Here is a 17,351-nt window from a genome sequence, read left to right as displayed (position 1 = left end):
CGGAGAGATGTGGGGCCGGAAGCGGATGGCTCCCGGCCCCAGATCTCCGATGTTGAGGTGAATTCAGCTACTTAGGGCTCGCAGTTGCGCGCGCTCACCCCTCGCCGATGGCGATGCCGAGCGCCTGACGCAGCGCGAAATACTGATCGCTTGTCGAGAAGATGATCAGCTCCTTGAGCTTGTCCTGGGGCGGGAGATCCCCGGGCTGCTGCGGCTCGGCGGCGATGATCTTCTTCGCGATCTCGAGATCGCCCGAGAGGAGCAGGCCGGTGCGCGCCGCGGTGATGTCGACGCACTGGACCCACCGCTTGATGTTCGCCTTCGCGCCCTCCGCGAGGAACTTCTTGACCACCATGCGGAGCCCCTCGAGCTGCATCGGCTGCATGAAACCGCGGAGCGTCTGCGCGGTGGCCATGATCTGCTTCTCGATGTCCTGCGGCACCGACGTGTCGGGCGCGACGAGCTTGATCCCGGCGAAGAGGAGCACCGTCAGCTCGGTGACCGTCGGGAACAGCGTCTTGATGTAGTGCTCGCCGCGGTACATCGCGAGGTGCTTGCCGACGATGAACGTGAGGTCCTGCGGCGAGAACCCTGTCAGGACGGTCTGCCCCGCGACGGACGCCGGCTGCTCGTTCGCCACCGCGACGAGCGCGCCGGGCACGTCGCTCCGCACGTAGAGCCGCGGCGCCGGGAGGCCGAGGACGTTGGCCGCCCAGCCGAAGGTCCGGGCGAACGTCACCGTCGAGGTCGCCGGATCCTGCAGGAACCGCTGATCGAGGACCGGCAGCTCCTTCCTCTGCTTCAGCGTCTCGATCTTCGCCCTGAGCGCGGCCCCCGCGATCATCTCGAAGATCTTGCCGACGTAGAGGTTCTCCTCCTCGTGGAACAGGTTCCTGATCCACTGCTCGTTGTCGAGCCGGCTCTTCGCCGGGATCAGCCCCTGCGGGCGGTAATCCTCGAAGTACTGCTGCTCGTCCGGATCGGCCTTGCGGAGGAACGCGAGCGCCGCCGCGACGCACCAGGCCTGGTCGTAGCGCTTGCCGTCCACGTACAGGCGGTAGAGCCGCTTGTACGGGTCGATCTTCATCGGGTCGATCTTGACCATCGCCTGGAACTCGCCGGTCGCCAGATCGAACTGCTCCGACTGCTCGTAGAGCTCCGCCAGGATCAGGTGCTCGGTCGCGTCCTCGGGCTTGAGCCGCGACGCCATGCGGAACGTCTCGACCGCGGCCGTCCGGTCGCCGAGCCGGTCGCGGTAGATGAGCCCGAGCGCGTGCCAGAGGCTGTACTCGAGGTCCGTGTTCCCCTTGCCGGCGACCCGGTGCAGCATCTTGCGGTACGCCCGCTCGAGCTGCTTCCACTCCTTCTGCGCCGTGAGGATCTTGTTGATGCGCTCGAAGGCCTCGAGGGAGTGCGGGTTCAGGTCCAGCGTGTCGTTGAACAGCTCCACCGCGCGCGCCGGGTCCTCCAGCTTGTCGCGGTAGATCTGCGCCATCGTGTAGAGGTAGCGGCTCTTGCGATCCGGCTGCGTCTCGAGCTCCGCGATCCGCTGGAGGCAGTCGACCATCTGCTCCCACTGCCCCGTGCGCTGGTAGAGCTGGAGCAGCTTGTGGAGCAGGACGTGGTTCTGCGGCTCGAGATCGAGCGCCTCCTCGAAGGCCTCCACGCCCTTCGAGATGTTGTTCTCCTTCTCGACCCAGATGTCCCCGATCTCGTTCAACATCTTGAACCGCTCGGGGCCGTCCATGATGTTGTCGAGGATCAGCCGCTTGTAGTGGCAGACCTGCTTGTAGTCCTTGAGCGCGTCGTAGACGGAGACCATCGCCTCGAGCGTCGGCCGGTGCGCGGGGTCGGCCCCGAGCGCCTTCTCGAAGTTGTTGACCGCCTGCTTCGACTGCCCCTGCGCCTGCTTGATGCAGCCGAGCTTGTAGTAGACGGTGGCGCGCTCCTCGGTCTCGGCCTCGTCGAGGCTGGTGAGCACCTTCTGGTAGTTCGTCAGCGCGCTCGCCCAGTCGCCGAGCTTGAAGCTCACGTCCGCGAGGCCACGGATCGTCTCCTGGTCGGTCAGATCGAGGTTGTGCGCGGCCGTGTACGCCTTGAGCGCCGCCTCGTCCTTGCCGAGCCGATCGAGGACCCTGCCGAAGGTCCGCTGCAGCCGGTGCTGCTCTGACCGGTCGCGCTTACCGCTCTTCCTGACGAGCATCTCCGCGAGCGGCTCGGCCTGGGCCCACCGCTCCGTCGAGACGTACTCGTTGAGGAGCGGCATCGCGGCGTCCTCGTTGTCGGGGTCGCTCTGGAGCGCCATCTCGTACGCCTGCACCGCGAGCGTGTGCTCGCCGAGCATGTCGTCGCGGAGCTTGCCGAGCTCGACGAGCAGCCGCGCCTTAGCGCGGGGCGCGTCGGTGTTCATCTGCTCCTGTTCGAGGTAGCGCGCCGCGCGATCCCAGTCGGCCGCGTCGATCGCGATCACCCGCAGCGCCGCCAAGGACGGCACGTGGGCGGGGTCGAGATCGAGCGCCATCTCGAAGCGCTCCTGCGCCAGCGTCCGCTCGCCGAGCTTCTCGTCGAGTTGCCGGCCGATCCGGAAGTACATCTCGACGCGCTGCTTGCCGTCGGCGGTCAGGTCCGCGACGCGCGTCATGTACTCGATGGCCTTCGCCGAGTTGTCCTGCTTCTCGTAGAGCTTCGCCAGCGCCTCCAGGGACGGGATGTGCGTGTCCTGGATCTCGACGATGTTCAGGTAGGCGTCGATCGCGCGGTCGAGGTCCTCGATCTCCTCCGCGTAGACCTTCGCCGTGTGGGACCAGAGCTCGATCTTCTTCTGGCGCTCCTCCGCGGCGTTGATGTGCCGATCGTACGTGTTGATGAGGTCGTGCCACTGCCGGAGCCGGCGATAGCAGCGCTCCAGGGCCTCGAGCGCGGGCTCGTGCGTCGGGTCGATCTCGACCACCTGCTCGAGCCGCGCGGCCGACAGATCGGGCTTCAGGAACTGCTCCTCCTGGAGGGTCGCGATCTTCATCAGCACGTCGATGCGCTCGCGCTCGGTGGTGACCACGTCGAGCTGCATCTCGAGGACGCGCACGAGATCCGGCCACTGCTGCGTGGTCGTGTACACGCGCTCGAGCCCCCGCATCGCGAGGAGGTTCGACGCGTCGATCTCCAGCACCTCGCGGTAGACCGCGCCGGCCTTGTCGATCAGGCCGAGCTTGGTCTCATAGAGGCCGGCGGTGCGCAGCTTCACGGACGCGACGACGTCGGGCTCGCTGACGGCCCGCGCCTTGCGGAGCAGGACGTCGACGAGGTCGTTCGACTGATCGCGATCCGTGTAGATCCGCTCCAGCGCCTCGAGGGCCGCGAGGTGCAGCGGATCGACGTCGAGGGCGCGCCTGTAGAAGCTGAGCCCCTGCTCGACCTCGCCCATGTGCTTCTCGAGGACCTCGCCGAGCTCGGTCAGGATCTCCTTCCGGTCGACGTCGATCACCGCGACGTTGAGGGCGTTCGTCAGCATCTCGCCCTGCCGCTGCCACTGGCCGGTCTTCTTGAAGAAGTTCGCCATCTGGCGCAGCACCGCGACGTTGTTCGGGTCGTACGCGTAGATCTGCTGGTAGTACGGCTGGGCGTACTCGGGGTGACCGAGGTCCTCCGAGTACCACTTGGCGAGCCGCAGGCAGAGCGTGATCTTCTGGACCGGGGACGTCTGCTGCTGCAGCCACCCGTTCACCGTCTGCACGAGCTCGGGCCAGCGGTTCGTCGCCTGCGCCATGCGCTCGAGGTACCGGACCGTCTCCATGTCGGAGAAGTCCATCTCGAACGCGGTGAGCAGCGCGTCGAAGGCCTGGGGCCTGTCCTCGAGCTGCTCCTCGAAGACCCGGGCCACCTTGCGGAGGATGTCGGTCTTCTCGTGGACCTCCTCGCGCGACTCGAGCCGCGCGAGGTAGAGCTCGATGAGCGGCTCGCTGCGCCGGGCCGCGTCGTGGAGCTCCTCGAGCGCCGCGAAGGCCTGATCGTGCGTCGGGTCGAGCTCCAGGACCTTCTCGTACGCGAGCGTGCCCCGGTCCTTCTCCTCGACCTGGTGCTCCCAGATCTGCGCCACCTCGAGGTACTCGCGCACCTTGTCCGCCGGCGACTCGTAGGCCGCCGCCCGGCCCATCTTCACGTCGATGACCTCGACCCAGCGCCCCTCGGCCCGGAGCAGGTTCTCCAGGGCGGCCATCGCCTCGAAGTCCTTCGGGTCGACGTCGAGCAGCTTCCTCCAGGCGTCGATGGCGTCGTACGACTGCCCGAGGACGTGCTGGTAGGTCGTCCCGAGCTCGCGGTAGAGCGCGATCACGTTCTCGGCCGGCAGCACGTCCCGCGCCCGATCCACCGTCTGGTGGAGCGAGGTCACGATCTGCTCGGGCTCGTTGCGAAGCCGCCAGATCGCCGCGATGGCGTAGAGCGCCTCGAGGTTCGCGTAGTCGATGTCGAGCACGCGCTGGTAGTCGTCGAGCGAGGAGTCGTCGCGGCCGAGCTGCTCGTGGAACAGCTTGGCGCGGCGGAGGAGCACCGCGACGCGCGACTCGTCGTCGAGCGCGATGTCGTAGTGTCGCTCGAGGACGTCGCAGAGCTCGGCCCACTGCCCGACCCGCTCGTACAGGTTGGACAGCGCCCCGAGCGCCTCCGGATCCTCGCCGCGGAGGTCGAGGACGCGCTTCCACGTCTCGACCGCGCCCTGGACGTCGTTCAGCCGATCGGCGAGCAGGTGCGCCATCTTGGCGCGGATGTCGGCCTCCTGGCTGTCGCCCATCGCGTTCTCGAGCTCCCGCTCCAGCACGACCTTGAGCTGGGTCCAGGCCCCCTTGGTCGTGTAGATGCGCTCGAGGGCGCTGATCGCCTGCTCGTTCGTCGTCTCGAGCTCGTCGAAGATGCGCCGGAAGGCGCGGATGGCGTCGTCGAGCTGCCCGAGCCGCTCCTCATACGTCTGGCCGAGCCGGAGGTACAGGTCGACGAGCTCCGGGCGATCCTCGGTCGCGCGCACCCGCTGCTCGAGGACGCTCGCGAGCTCCGGGTACTGCTCGAGCTGCGTGTAGATCCGGTCGAGGTTCGAGAGCGCCTCGGCCTCGAGCGGCTCGATGCCGAGCACGTACCGGTACGTCTCCTCGGCCTTGGCGACGTCGCTGAGGTCGGTCTCGAAGACCCGCGCGAGCCGCTTGCCGATGCTGGTCTGCACGTCCTTGTCGGCGTGGATGCCCAGCACGTCGGCGTACGCGTTGGCGAGCAGCTCCCAGCCGCCGTCGACCGAGCCGGCGAGCCGCTCGACCTCCTCGATCGTCTTCTCGTCGCCCGGGTACTCCTTCAGCGCCCGGATGAAGACGGCGAGGGCCCCGTCCGGCGAGATGAGGCGCTCCTCCTGGAGCTCGCCGAGCCGGTAGTACATCGACAGCCGATCCGGCTCCTGGGTGAGGTGGGTGAGCTCCGCCTCGAGCACCCCGCCGAGCTTCTCCCACTCCGCCGCCGCCTGGTAGAGCGGCTCCAGGATCGCGCCGATCTCGATCTGCTTGATCCCGGCCGCGAAGAGCCCCTCGAGGGCCTCGAGCGTGGGCGAGTGCTCGGGGGCTGCGGTGAGCACCTCGCGGTACGCCGCGATGGCCGCCGGCAGGTCGTTGAGCCGCGTCTGGTACACAACGCCGAGCCGGTACTTGAACTCGAGGATCTCGTCGGGCGACTGGGCGACCTCCGACTCGCGCGAGAGGATCGTCACGAGGTCGCTCCACCGCTCCGTCGCCGTGAACAGTCGGTCGAGCGACGCGATCGCGGTCTGGTTCTCCGGCTCGACGTCGAGCACGCGCCGGTAGCGCGCGACGGCGCTGTCGATGTCGTCGAGCTGCGTCTCGAAGATCTGCGCGAGCCGGAGCCCGAGCTCGACGAAGCGCGACGGCTCCTCCTCGAGCCGGCCGAGCTCCGTGTCGTAGAGCGCGGCGACCTGCGGCCAGCGGTTCACCATCATCGCGAGCCGCTCGAGGTTCGCGAGCGACTCCTCGTTGCCGATGTCGAACGTCACCGCCCGCGCGTACGTCTCGAAGGCGGTCGCGTGGTCGCTCAGCATCTCCTCCGAGAGGCGCGCGATGCGGTGGAGCAGGTCGACCTTCTCGTACGGGTCCTCGGCCACCTTGACCCGGACCTCGAGCACGCTGATCAGCTTCTGCCACTCGCCGGACGCGTCGTAGATCGGCTCGAGCACCAGCGCGGCGCCGAGCGGATCGCGGCTGCCGTCCTTGATCTGCTCGAGCGCGCGGAGCGTCGGCTCGTGGTCGGGCATCTGCTGCAGGAGATCGCGGTAGAGCTCGATCGCCCGCGAGACGTCGTCGAGGTGCTTCTCGTAGAGCTCCGCGATCCGGTACTGGTAGCTGATGCCCTCGGCCGGGTCCGCGGTGATCTCCGCCTCGTGCTGGAGCACGCTGAGCAGCTCGAGCCAGTTCTGCGAGGTCTGGTAGAGGACGTCGAGCCGCCCGAGCGCCTGCAGGTCGTCCGGATCGATCTCGAGCACCCGCTGGTACGTGTCGATCGCGCTCGCGACGTTGCCGAGCTCGCGCTCGTACACCGCGCCGATCTGGTAGTAGATGCGCTTCTTCTCGTTCGAGTCGAGGACGAGATCGGCCTTCTTCGCGTAGACCGACAGCAGCTCCTGCCAGCGCGAGAGGCTGAGGTAGAGCTTGGTCAGCGCGTCGATCGCCCGCAGATCCTCGGCGTCGAGCTCGAGCACCTTGCCGTAGACGGCGATCGCCTGGTCGTGCCGATCGAGCACCTCCTCCTCGATGCTCGCGGCCTGGAACAGGGCGAGCTTCTTCTCGCTCAGGTCGTCGAGGATCTCCGCCTTCTGCTGGAGGATCTGCGACAGCTCGTTGTACCGCTCCGACGTCCGGAACAGCCGCTCGAGCGACTCGGCCGCGTGCAGGTTGCGCAGATCGATCTCGAGCACGCGCCGGTAGTGCCCGACGGCGCTGTCCATGTCGCCGAGGTCGCCCTCGTAGATGCGCGCGCTCATCGTGTAGAGCGTGCTCGCGAGCTCCGCGTCGGTCTGCTGCGCCGCCAGCGTCTCGAACACGCGCGCCAGGTCGGCGAAGCGACCGGTCGCGCGCGCGAGCCGATCGAGCCCCTCCTGCGTCGACTCCGAGGCCGGATCCTGGCTCAGCGCCCGCGCGTAGGTGTCGAAGGCCGAGTTGAGGTCGGCGCCCGCGTCCTCGTAGAGCACGGCGATCTGGTGGAGCAGCTCGACGCGACGGGTCACGTCGTCGCTGCGGCGCACCTGCACCTCGTGCACGCCGATGAGCTTCTGGTAGTCGCCCGACTGGCGGTACAGCGGCTCGAGGATCTCCGCGATCGCGACCTCGTGCTCGGGGAGCTTGCCGAGGCGCTCGAGGGCCGCGAGCGCCTCGACGTTCGTCGGCTCGCGCTCGAGCACCTGCCGGTAGATGTCGATCGCCGAATCGACGAGCCGCATCCGCGACTCCCGCAGCGCGGCGAGCCGGAGCATCAGCCGGATCTGCGCCTCCTCCTCGGCCGCGATGCTGAGCTGCGCCTCGAGGTTGTCCGCCAGCTCCTCCCACATGCCCTGGCGGCTGAAGAGCCCGTCGAGCGCCGAGAGCGCCACCAGGCTCGTGTTGTCGATGGAGAGGACCTCGCGGTAGGCGGCGATCGCCTCCTCCGGCTGCCCGAGGCGCTGCTCGTAGACCTCGGCCATCTGCGCGTAGAGGCCCTCGCGCTCGGCGGGCTCGTGCACGAGCTCGATGCGGCGCCGGTAGACGCCGATGAGATCGCCCCAGCGCTCGGTGCGCCGGTAGAGCGCGTCCATCGCCTCCAGCGACTCCGAGTCGGCGGGATCGATCGAGAGCACGCGGAGGTAGCCGTTCGCCGCGTCCTCGACCTTGCCGAGCCGCTCGTGGGTGCTCGCGAGCCGCATCCAGTACTCGCGGCTCAGCCGGGTGTCGCTCAGCGAATCGGCGATCTCGCTGAAGATGACGTCGAGCCGATCCCAGGCGCCCGCCTGCGCGGCGAGCGACTCGAGCTCCGCCCGCGTCTCGGCGTGCGACGGGTCGTCCTTGAGCGCCCGCGACTGCGCGTCGAACGCGCGGTTCAGGTCGCTCAGACTCTCGGCGGCCGTCCGCGCCACCTTCCGGAGCAGCGAGACGCGCGTCGCCGTGTCGCCCTCGGCCGCGGCGAGGATCTCGAGCGCCTGGATCAGCTTCTCCCAGTCGCCGCGCCCCTCGTAGATCTCCTGCAGGATGGCCGCCGCCTCGGCCCGCAGCGACTCGTTCGTGAGCAGCGCCTCCAGCGCGAGGCGCGCCGCGTCGTTGCCCGGATCGAGGATCAGGATTTCCTTGTAGTTCTCGAGCGCTCCAGCCGCATCGTTCAGGTGCTTCTCGAGGGTGCTCCCGAGCCGGAACTTGAGGTCGATGAGCGCCTCCTCGTCGAGCGGGGAGTCGATCCGCTTGCGGAGCACGTCGACGTAGGACTCCCAGTTCTGCTGCTCGCGGTAGAGCTTGTCGAGCGCCGCGAGCGCCTGCGGGTCCGTCGGCTCGTCGTCGAGCACCTGGCGGTACGTCGCGATCGCCTGCACCGCGTCGCGCAGCTCGCCCTCGTAGAGCTCGGCGATGGCGTAGAGGATCTGCTTGCGCTCCTCGGGCTCGGTGACGATGCCGAGCTTCTTTTCGTAGATACCGAGCAGCTCGCCGAAGCGGCCCGTCTCGCGGTACAGCCGTTCCAGCGCGCTGATCGCGGCCTGATTCTCGCCGTCCGCCTCGTACACGGCGCGGAACTGCGAGAGCGCCTCGTCGATGCGCTTCACCTCATCGAGCAGCACGCGCCCGAGCCGGAGCCGGAGATCGACCCCGAGCGCGATGTCCCCCTCGCTCTCGCCGCGCGCGATCGCCGTCGAGTAGGCGTCGATGAGGGCGTCCCACCCCTCGGTGGAGCGCGCGGCCCGCTCGACGTCATCGATGCACTGCTCGTCCTGCGGCGCGATCTGGAAGGCCGAGAGATAGCGCTCGAACGCCTTCTGCGGCTCCTTCAGCCGCGTCTCGTAGAGCGCCGCGACCTGCCGGTAGAGGTCGAGCCGGGAGGCGTCGTCCTGGTCGTGCGAGAGCTTCACCTCGATGGCGCCGGCGAGCCCCTTCGAGTTGTTCGCCTGCGTGTAGAGCGGGATCAGCGCCTCGGCCGCGGCGAGGTGCGCGACGTCGATCGAGAGCACCTTCTCGTAGGCGCGCGCCGCGCGATCCGCCTTCTGCTTCTGGACCATCCAGAGCTCGGCGATCTTGAGCAGCAGGCTGATCTTGGCCGCGTCGTCGGTCTCCTTCGCCTCCTGCGACTCGAGGACGCGGATGAACTCGTCCCACTTGCCGCTCTCGGCGTAGAACACCTCGAGGTCGTCCCAGCGCTGGAGCTGGAGGTACGCCTTCTTGAGCGCCTCCTGCGCCTTGCGGTCCTGGGGGTTCAGCGCGATCACCTCTTGCCAGGCCTTGACCGCGGCCTCGTCGTCCTTGAGGCGCTCGCCGTAGAGCTGCGCGAGCTTGCTGAGGAGCGCGAGCTTCTGGGTGCTGTCGTAGGTCGTGTCGACCTGCTTCTGGAGCACCCGCGCGAACGCCTGGTAGTCCTTGTTCTTCTCGTAGAGCCCCGCCAGCGCGTTCAGCGCCTCAGGGTTCTCCGGATCGTTCGCGAGGACCTCGTCCCAGAGCTCGATGCAGAAGTCGACCTTCTTCACCCGCTCCGACGCGAGCTTCGCGATCTCGAGGTACTTCGCGGCGCGCTCGCCGCCCTCCGGGAGCGCGGCGGCCTCGCGGCGGAGCAGCCCGATGAGCTTCTCCCAGTCGCGTCGCTTCTCGTAGCTCTGGCGGAGGAAATCGATCGCCTGCGCGTGCTCGCCGTCGATCGCGAGGATCGCCTCGTAGCTCTTCACCGCCTCGGCCGCGTTCGAGAACTTGCCCGAGTAGAGCTCCGCCGCCTTCGAGTAGTTCTCGATCTTCTCGGCGGGATCCGAGACCGCCTCGGCGATCTCGATCAGCGTCTTGACGTACTCGTTGTACCGCTTGGCCTGCTCCTGCTTCTGAGCCTTCGCCTTGAGCTCCTCGACGCGGCCCGCGACCTCGGCGGCCGGGGGCGGCGGCGCGGTCGGCCGCCGGCCGACCTCGGAATCGGCAGGCCTGCTCTCGGCGGGAGCGCGCGGCGGCGGCGCCGGCTCTGCGCCGACAACCGAGGACCTCGCGTTGCTGTCGTCGTCCGACGCGGCATCGACCGGAACGTCCGCAGGCGTGCTCGCCCTGCCGCTCAGGGGGGCAGGCGCGCTGACCGGAGCCTGTGCGCTCACGGGCGCCGCTGCGCTCACGGGCGCCGCTGCGCTCACGGGCGCCGCCGCGCTCACGGGCGCCGGCGTGCTCACGGGCGCCGGCGTGCTCACGGGGAGCGGCGTGACGTCCGCCGCCCGCTCGACCGGCGCGACGGCAACCGGCGCAGCAGGCGCGGCGGCCGTGAGGCGCTCGCCGATCTGCGCCTCGAACGCGCTGACGCTCGGGTGCGTCGGCGCGACCGCCGAGAGCCGCTCGAACCAGCTCCTGGCCCGGATGAGGTTGCCGAGCTGCCGCCAGGCGATGCCGCCCGCCTGGGCGATCATGAACGGGGAGTTGCCGTTCTGGTTCGCAGCGCTCTCCGCCAGCGCCGCGACGCGCTCCCAGTTGCCCTCCTTCGTCCCCCAGAGCTCGCGCAGGTAGGCGAACGCCGCCTCGTTCGAGGGGTCGTACCGGAGCGATTCCTCCAGGAGCTTCGAGCCGATCTCGACGTTCTGGTGCCGCGTGGCCCAGCGGACGCCGAACTTGAACGCCGCCTCGCCGCGCGCCACGCCGGCGCGCGACTCGAGGATGCCACGCTGCGTCTCGACGATCGCCTGCGGCCGCTCCTCCTCGGCGAGCAGCCCCTCGAACATCGCCGCGGCTTGCTTGTCGGAAGGCGCCGTCTCGTACGCCCTCCGGAGCAGGCCCTCGAGCTGGCCGCGATCGAAGCGCTTCGCGAGGCGCGCCGCGCGCAGCAGCAGCCGCTTGCGCTCGCTCGTGGTCGCGGCGGCGTCGGCCGCGTCGACCAGCTCCGCCATGTGCGCCGCCCACGACGACTGATCGACCTGCATGTCGCCGAGGCATGCGCGCGCCTCCTCGCTCGTCCCGCCCGAGGCGCCGAGCGCGCGCGCGTACGTCGCCGTCGCTCGCTCGAAGTCGCCCGCGTCGCAGAGCACGTCGCCGAGCTCGACGAGGAGCTCGGCGGCCGAGGTCCCTTCGGGGGCGTTCCTCAGCTCGAGCTCCAGGAGCTTCAGGACCATGTTGGTCTTGCCGAGGTCCCAGTAGATGGAACGAGCCGACTCCAGCGCCTCGAGCAGCGCTGGATTCAGCTTGTACGCGTCCTGGAAGTGCTTCAGCGCCTTGACGGCCTGAAGGAACTTCTCCTCGAGCAGCCGCCCGAGCTTCAGGTGATATGCCGCCTTCCGGGTCGCGTCCCCTTCGGCCGCAATCCCCTTCTCGAGCTCCTCGACGAGCCCTTGCCAGTCATGAACCGACTCGAGATGATTGAGACGCTGCGCAAGATCCATTGATTATCGACCCTCGGCCCCGACCTTCGAACGGATTGAAACGCCTTACGTGTCCCGCGCCACGCGCGGCATCACGGCTACTGGCCACCGAGCCGCGCGACGAGCGTGTTCGCCGTCTCGCACTCGGTCTTGAAGCTCGCCGCCCTCGATCCCTTGCAGGCGCGCGCTGTGAACCCCTTGAGCATCTGGATCGCCTCCTGCTTGCGCGGCGGCTCCAGGGTCGCGTACGTGCTCCCGAGACTCCAGAGGATCTGTACCGACTCCGGACCATCCGCCGGAGCAACCGCCCGAGCGGCCTCGAGCTCGGTCACCATCTCCGCCGTGGACCCGCGCTCCTGGTAGACCGACGCGAGCAGGCTGTGGACGCCGAAGAGGTACTTGTCCCCCGGCTTCGCGAGCGACTTCGCCTCCTTGAGCACCTGCTCCGCCTCCTTCGTGTAACCGAGACGGGTGTACAGGTCGGCGAGCGCCGCGTAGTAGCGAATCTCGCTCGGGTTGTGCTCGATCGCCTTGGTGAGGTTCTCGAGCGCCTTCTGCTCGTCGTCCGTCCAGAGGTAAACGTTCCCGAGCTGCGAGTAGCAGTCCGCGAAGTTGGGATCGTTCTCGATGCACTTCTGGTAGGGCTCTTTGGCCTCTTCGTACGAGATCGTCTTCTTCTTCGCCTGCTGCTCGAGCGCCCAGCCTCGCTCGAACCAGTAGTTGGCGAACTTCGGAGCGATCTGCGTGGCGCGAGCCAGCGTGGAAGCGACCTTATCCCACTCCTCTCTCTTCTTGTGCGCCATCGCCAGCTTGAAGAAGATGCGGTGGTTCGTGGGGTCGAGCTTGGTCGCTTGCTCGTACTTGTTGGCCGCCCCCTCGGGGTTCACGGCGACCTCCTTGTCGGCGTGATTCGCCAGGATGACGGCCTCCTGCCGATTCCGGGAGCAGCCCAGCCCCGCCGCGCCCGCCGCGACCAGCCCAACCATCAAGAATGCCCCAAGCTTCATCTGCTCACCTTTCGAATGGGATCGGCTCTGCCGGCGTCCAAGTGTCCGCGGGGTCACGCCGCCCCTCTCCATCAATTCCCGGAGTCGGCTGCGCCGCTCCTCCAACAGTTCCCGGAGCCGGCTGCGCCGCTCCTCCAACAGTTCGCGGAGCCGGCCGCGCCGCTCCGTCAGCAATCCGGAGACGGGCTGCGCCGCTCCGTGTGGCACCGTCACAAGCGTCCTGAGGTGGCGCGCGTTCAACCTCGCGCGGCGTCGCGAGAATAGGCGGAGGCTACCGCGGAAGTCCAGGGCTTCAGACCCCGCTCATGCGCCGGCCGGCAGCGCCTTCCGGCGAGCCCCCGCCCCCTCCCCCGCGACGGCGCACGCCGACCTGGTGGTCCCCCCACGACCACGGCGCGGCGACCGCCGGAGACGCCGAGCGGCGCCCCGCTCCTGCCGCGTCCGGCTCCCGAAATGGCAAACGCCCCGCACAGTGCGTGCGGGGCGCTCGCGAGAGCCGACCGGCGAGACGAGCTCAGCCGCCGGGGCTGAGCATGATCGGGTAGACGACGGTGACGATACCGCCCTCGGGCTGCGGGAACGACAGGCCGTAGAACGCCCGCACCACGCAGGAGACCACGCCGTTGTCCGGCAGATCCGAGCCGCCGTTACCGACGTTGGAGACCGCGCCGTCGCGCCCGATGACGAAGCGCACAGCAACGCGGCCCTGCAGATTCGGGTTGTTCCTGAGGCCGTTCTCGTAGCAAAGCCGGAATCGGCCGAAGTTCTGGCGAACGATACGCTGAATGACCTCGGGCGGCAGACGGCCGCTCACGCTCGTCGCACCCATGCGCACCTGCGGTGGCTTGGTGCGATGCGACCCGCCGAGGCGGCCGTGGCCGGAGCCGAAGCCCTGGCCCGTGCCGGTGCCGGCGCCGTGACCGATGGTCCCGATCGAGCCGAGGCCGATACCCTCGCCGCGCCCGCCGCCGCCCTCGCCGATGCCGGAGAGGCCGAGGCCGCCCGCGCCGAACGAGTCGCCGATCTGATCGCCCCACATGTTGCCGCGGGCGCTCAGCGCATCGTTGCCGAGCGAATCGTCGCGCCCCCACGGCGCAGTCGGGGCGTTCGGGTCGCCGCCGGCGCCGGCGTTCAGCAGGCCGATCATGCCGAACTCCGCGGCGTCGCGCAGCGCGGCCTGGCGGGCGATGTGCGGATCGGCGTTGTCCGCAGGGCCCTGGACGCCGTAGCGGTTGCCGGTGGCCTTGGTGTTCGGGTTACCCATCGAACCCTCTTCACCCTTGGCGCGCGTACCGGTGCCGCCCTCCTTGTTGTCCGCCGCGTTCTCGGCGACCTGCTCGGTCTCCTTCTCCTCCATCTCCTTCTCGGCGGCCGCCGCGAGGTACTGCTGGATAAGGAACTGCTGGTCCGCCGAGATCCCGTCCTCCCCCGTGTCGCCCAGCGGCGGCATGAAGAAGGCCATCGCCGCGAGCAGCCCGAGGTGCACCGCCATGGAGAGGCCCGTGTACAGCAGGCCCTGCGTGTCCAGCTGGAAATGGCCGGCCACGACCTTGCCCGCGTTCACGGCGGACACCTGGAAGACGATGCCGTCGAGCTCGACCTTCGCCTTCGCGCCGGTCGGAAGCGCCATCTGGTAGGCGCCCGACAGCTCGGAGCAAGGCTGCGCGCGGCCCTGGTCGATCGCCTGCTGCACCGTCATCTTCGGCGTCCCCGGGACATCGATCGTGCCGGTGGCGCGGGGAAGGAGCACCACGGAGACCGAGCCCGTGCGGTCGGCGAGGACGATGGGCGCCCGCGTGGTGCCGAGCTTCTCCGAGGGGATGAAGTAGTCGCACTTGAAGTTCTTGCTCTCCTCCTCACCCACGTAGAAGGAGCGCGGCGGCGTGAGGTGCGCGACGTGAAGCACCGCGGCATCCCACAGAATCATGATCTCGACGGAGGCCGCCGGGACCTCGACTTCCTCGCTCGGCACGTCCGGCCCGTTCTTCACGAGCGTGTACGTGTACGAGCCTTCCGGCGCGTCGTGGGGCACCTCGTCGACGGCGGCCGCCGACTGCGCGAACGGGTTGTTGTAGGCAAACGGGTCTGCCCCGCTCGCAGCGGTCGCGGCGAACGGATTCGACGGCGCGGCCGCGAACGGGTTCGACGGCGCGGCCGCGAACGGGTTCGACGGTGGCGCGGCGGCGAACGGGTTCGCGGGGACCGGCTTCGCAGGGCCCGCTGCCGCGGCCACCGCCACCGGCTCGGCGCGCTCCAGCATGATCTTCGTCCCGCCGATCTGGAGCTGATCGCCTGGGCTGATCTTGCACTTGTTGACGCGCGCCCCGTTCACCATCGTCCCCGGCTCGTTGCCGAGATCGATGAGCGTGATGTCCTGCGGGGAGGCGACCTCGATGACCGCGTGCATGCGCGAGGCAAGCTCGTCATCGACACGCAGATGGCTCTTCGCGTCCTTGCCTACCTTGACGATGTCCTGCGTGATCGTCTCTCGACGGACGAGCGCTTCGTTTTGGTAGAGCGCAAATGTGAGAGCGACCCTTTGCTTGCCTTCCATCTCCGCCAGCCTTCCCTATACGCCCCGCGGCGCACGCCCCCGGCACCGGGGGATAAATCGATAGGGCAGGCGTCAACCTGCCCGGCACATCAGAGGTTCTCGACCGACTTGAGCATCTCCGGAACGAACGAGGTGCGGGGCCGGATCAGCGTCGTCCGGACGGGGCCGGGCCGCACGCGGATGGTGGCGTCGTTGGGGCCGAATCCACCGGCGTTCAGCGGATCGTCGGAGAACTCGTACCCGTAGCCCTCACCCTTCCCACCGCCGGCGCCGCCCGGAGCAGCCTGCGCGAACGCCGATGAGGCGACCACGCTCGTAAGAACGGCAGCCACGACTCCCGCACCCAATCGGGTCAACCCTCTCATTCCAGCCTCCTCACAATGTTTCGACGCGGTTACAGTGCCATTGTACCGCCGGACGCGGCGGCCGGTCAACCAGCTTCGCATGCCATCGAGGCGCCGGAGAGCATGACCCACACTCGCCTCGACAGCCGAATCAACCCAAGGTTCCCAGATCGTCGCGAAGAAACGACGAACCCCCCTCTCCTTACGTGCAACGTGTTACGTGCAGCGAGAGAGGGGGGCTCGGAGCACTGTCTGACGCACCGCTACACGGCCCGGGACGTCGGTTGAGCTCGCTCGGAATACTGCAGTATCCCTGGCTTGCTCTCCCTGGGCCTCGGGCCGCTCGCGACGTGCGTCAGACGGTGCCTGGGACAAGGATCCTTCGGCCTAGGGCGCCGGAGTCGCCCCTTCTCCCCCTTCGCCCTCGTTCCCGGCAGCGGCCTCCTGCTCGGCTTCCTTCGTCTTCATGTCAGCCTCGGCCGCCTTGCGCTCGGCCTCGGTCTGCTTGTTGAAGGCGATGATCTGGTCGATCTCTTCCATGCGCTCCTTCGAGCGCTTCACCGCATCGACGAACTCGGCATTGGAGCCCGCCTTCTGGATGAACTGGCCGAACAGCCCCTTCGCCGACTGGAGGGCGCCCTCGGCGGACTTGCCGCCCGATTTCGCCTTGTACTCCTGGGTCAGGATCGCCTCGTTATAGTAGGTCTCGGGGCGCTCGGGGGCGAGCTTCTTGGCGGAGTCAAGCTCGGCGCTGGCGGCCGCCACCAGCTTGTCGAAGTTCGAATCGTCGATCTGACCGCGCAGGGCGAGCGCGAGCCCCAGGTGTGCGTCGAAGTCGTTCGGACGCATCTTCAGGGCCGCACGGTAAGCCTCCTCTGCCTGCTGGAACCCGCGGAACTGGAGGTTCACCGCCGCGTAGTTCATCTGCGCTTCGTAGAAGGTCGGGTCGAGCTTCCTCGCGAGGTTGAACTCCTGCACGGCGCCGTTCAGGTTCGCGAGCTCGACCTGGATCATGCCCGCGGTGTTGTGGATCGGCGCGTAGTTCGGGTTCTTGCGGATGGCCTGAGAGCAGACCAGCGCGGCGAGCTCCAGCGCCTGCGTGTCGACCTTCTTCTGCTTGCTGACGTTGGTCGCGACCCCCTTGCCCGACCTCCGGCCCGCCTTCTGCTTCGCCGTCTCCAGGTAGTAGATGGCGAGCTGGTTGAACGCGGGCATGAAGGCGTCGTCGACGGCCAGCGCGCTCTGGATGTACCGCTTCGCGCGCTGGAAGTCGTTGGGGCCGTCGCTGTCGGCGACCTGGTTGCCACGCTTCATGTACAGGAGCGCGAGGTGCACGAGCGCCTCGACGTTCTTGTACTGCGCATCGACGACGGCGGCCTGGCGCATCTCGCTGATCGCCGCGTCGATGTTCCTCTCGCCCGACTCCGCCAGGTTGTAGAGCGCCACCTGGACCCGCGCCGGGTGGAACTTCGGGTTCTTCTGGAGCGCCTGCTGGAAGTACTTCTTCGCCTCCGAGTCCTTCTTGCAACGCTGGTACGCGAGCCCCGCGTTGTAGATGGCCTCGGCGAACGTCGCGTCCCCTTGCTCGTCTGCCGCGTCCAGGAACAGCTGGGCCGTCGAGCTGCAAGTCGCCTCGCTCCAGTCCCCAGCTTTGTCGTGCTGGACCATGGTGTCCATGGCGTTCTTGAACTTGTTGGCCGCCGCGACCGTCACGGCGTTGCCCTTGCTGTCGGTGAGCTCCTTGCCCGTCGTCGGATCCTTCGCCGCGCGAGTCGTACCGCTGACGCTCCCGCCGCCACAACCCGTCGCGGCCAGCAGGAGCACCGCAACCGCTGCCAATGAGGTGATGCTTCTCATATTTC

The 17,351-nt window shown here is 68.4% G+C and carries 5 protein-coding genes; all 5 read right to left on the bottom strand.

Going from position 1 to position 17,351, the window contains the following annotated elements; translation table 11 throughout:
- Positions 1-94 precede the first annotated feature (94 nt).
- Entirely contained in the window at positions 95-11,605 is an 11,511-nt protein-coding gene (locus tag WMF36_RS15315) for a tetratricopeptide repeat protein (RefSeq protein ID WP_437580348.1), read from the bottom strand.
- Positions 11,606-11,682: 77 nt separating this feature from the next.
- Positions 11,683-12,591, bottom strand: a complete 909-nt coding sequence (locus tag WMF36_RS15310; protein WP_437580347.1) for a tetratricopeptide repeat protein — start codon at positions 12,589-12,591, stop codon at positions 11,683-11,685.
- A gap of 514 nt (positions 12,592-13,105) precedes the next feature.
- Positions 13,106-15,145 carry an AgmX/PglI C-terminal domain-containing protein gene (locus WMF36_RS15305; RefSeq protein ID WP_437580346.1) on the bottom strand — a complete coding sequence of 680 codons (2,040 nt, stop codon included), beginning with the start codon at positions 15,143-15,145 and terminating at the stop codon, positions 13,106-13,108.
- 89 nt (positions 15,146-15,234) lie between these two features.
- Entirely contained in the window at positions 15,235-15,477 is a 243-nt protein-coding gene (locus WMF36_RS15300; RefSeq protein ID WP_437491112.1) for a hypothetical protein, read from the bottom strand.
- A gap of 399 nt (positions 15,478-15,876) precedes the next feature.
- Entirely contained in the window at positions 15,877-17,346 is a 1,470-nt protein-coding gene (locus WMF36_RS15295) for a tetratricopeptide repeat protein (RefSeq protein ID WP_437580345.1), read from the bottom strand.
- Positions 17,347-17,351: the final 5 nt, after the last annotated feature.

It is taken from the genome of Sorangium sp. So ce887, from assembly GCF_051521455.1.
In the GTDB taxonomy this organism is placed as follows: Bacteria; Myxococcota_A; Polyangia; order Polyangiales; family Polyangiaceae; genus Sorangium.
The sequence above is the reverse complement of the archived record's forward strand: the minus strand, read 5'-3'. Positions and strand labels throughout refer to the sequence as shown.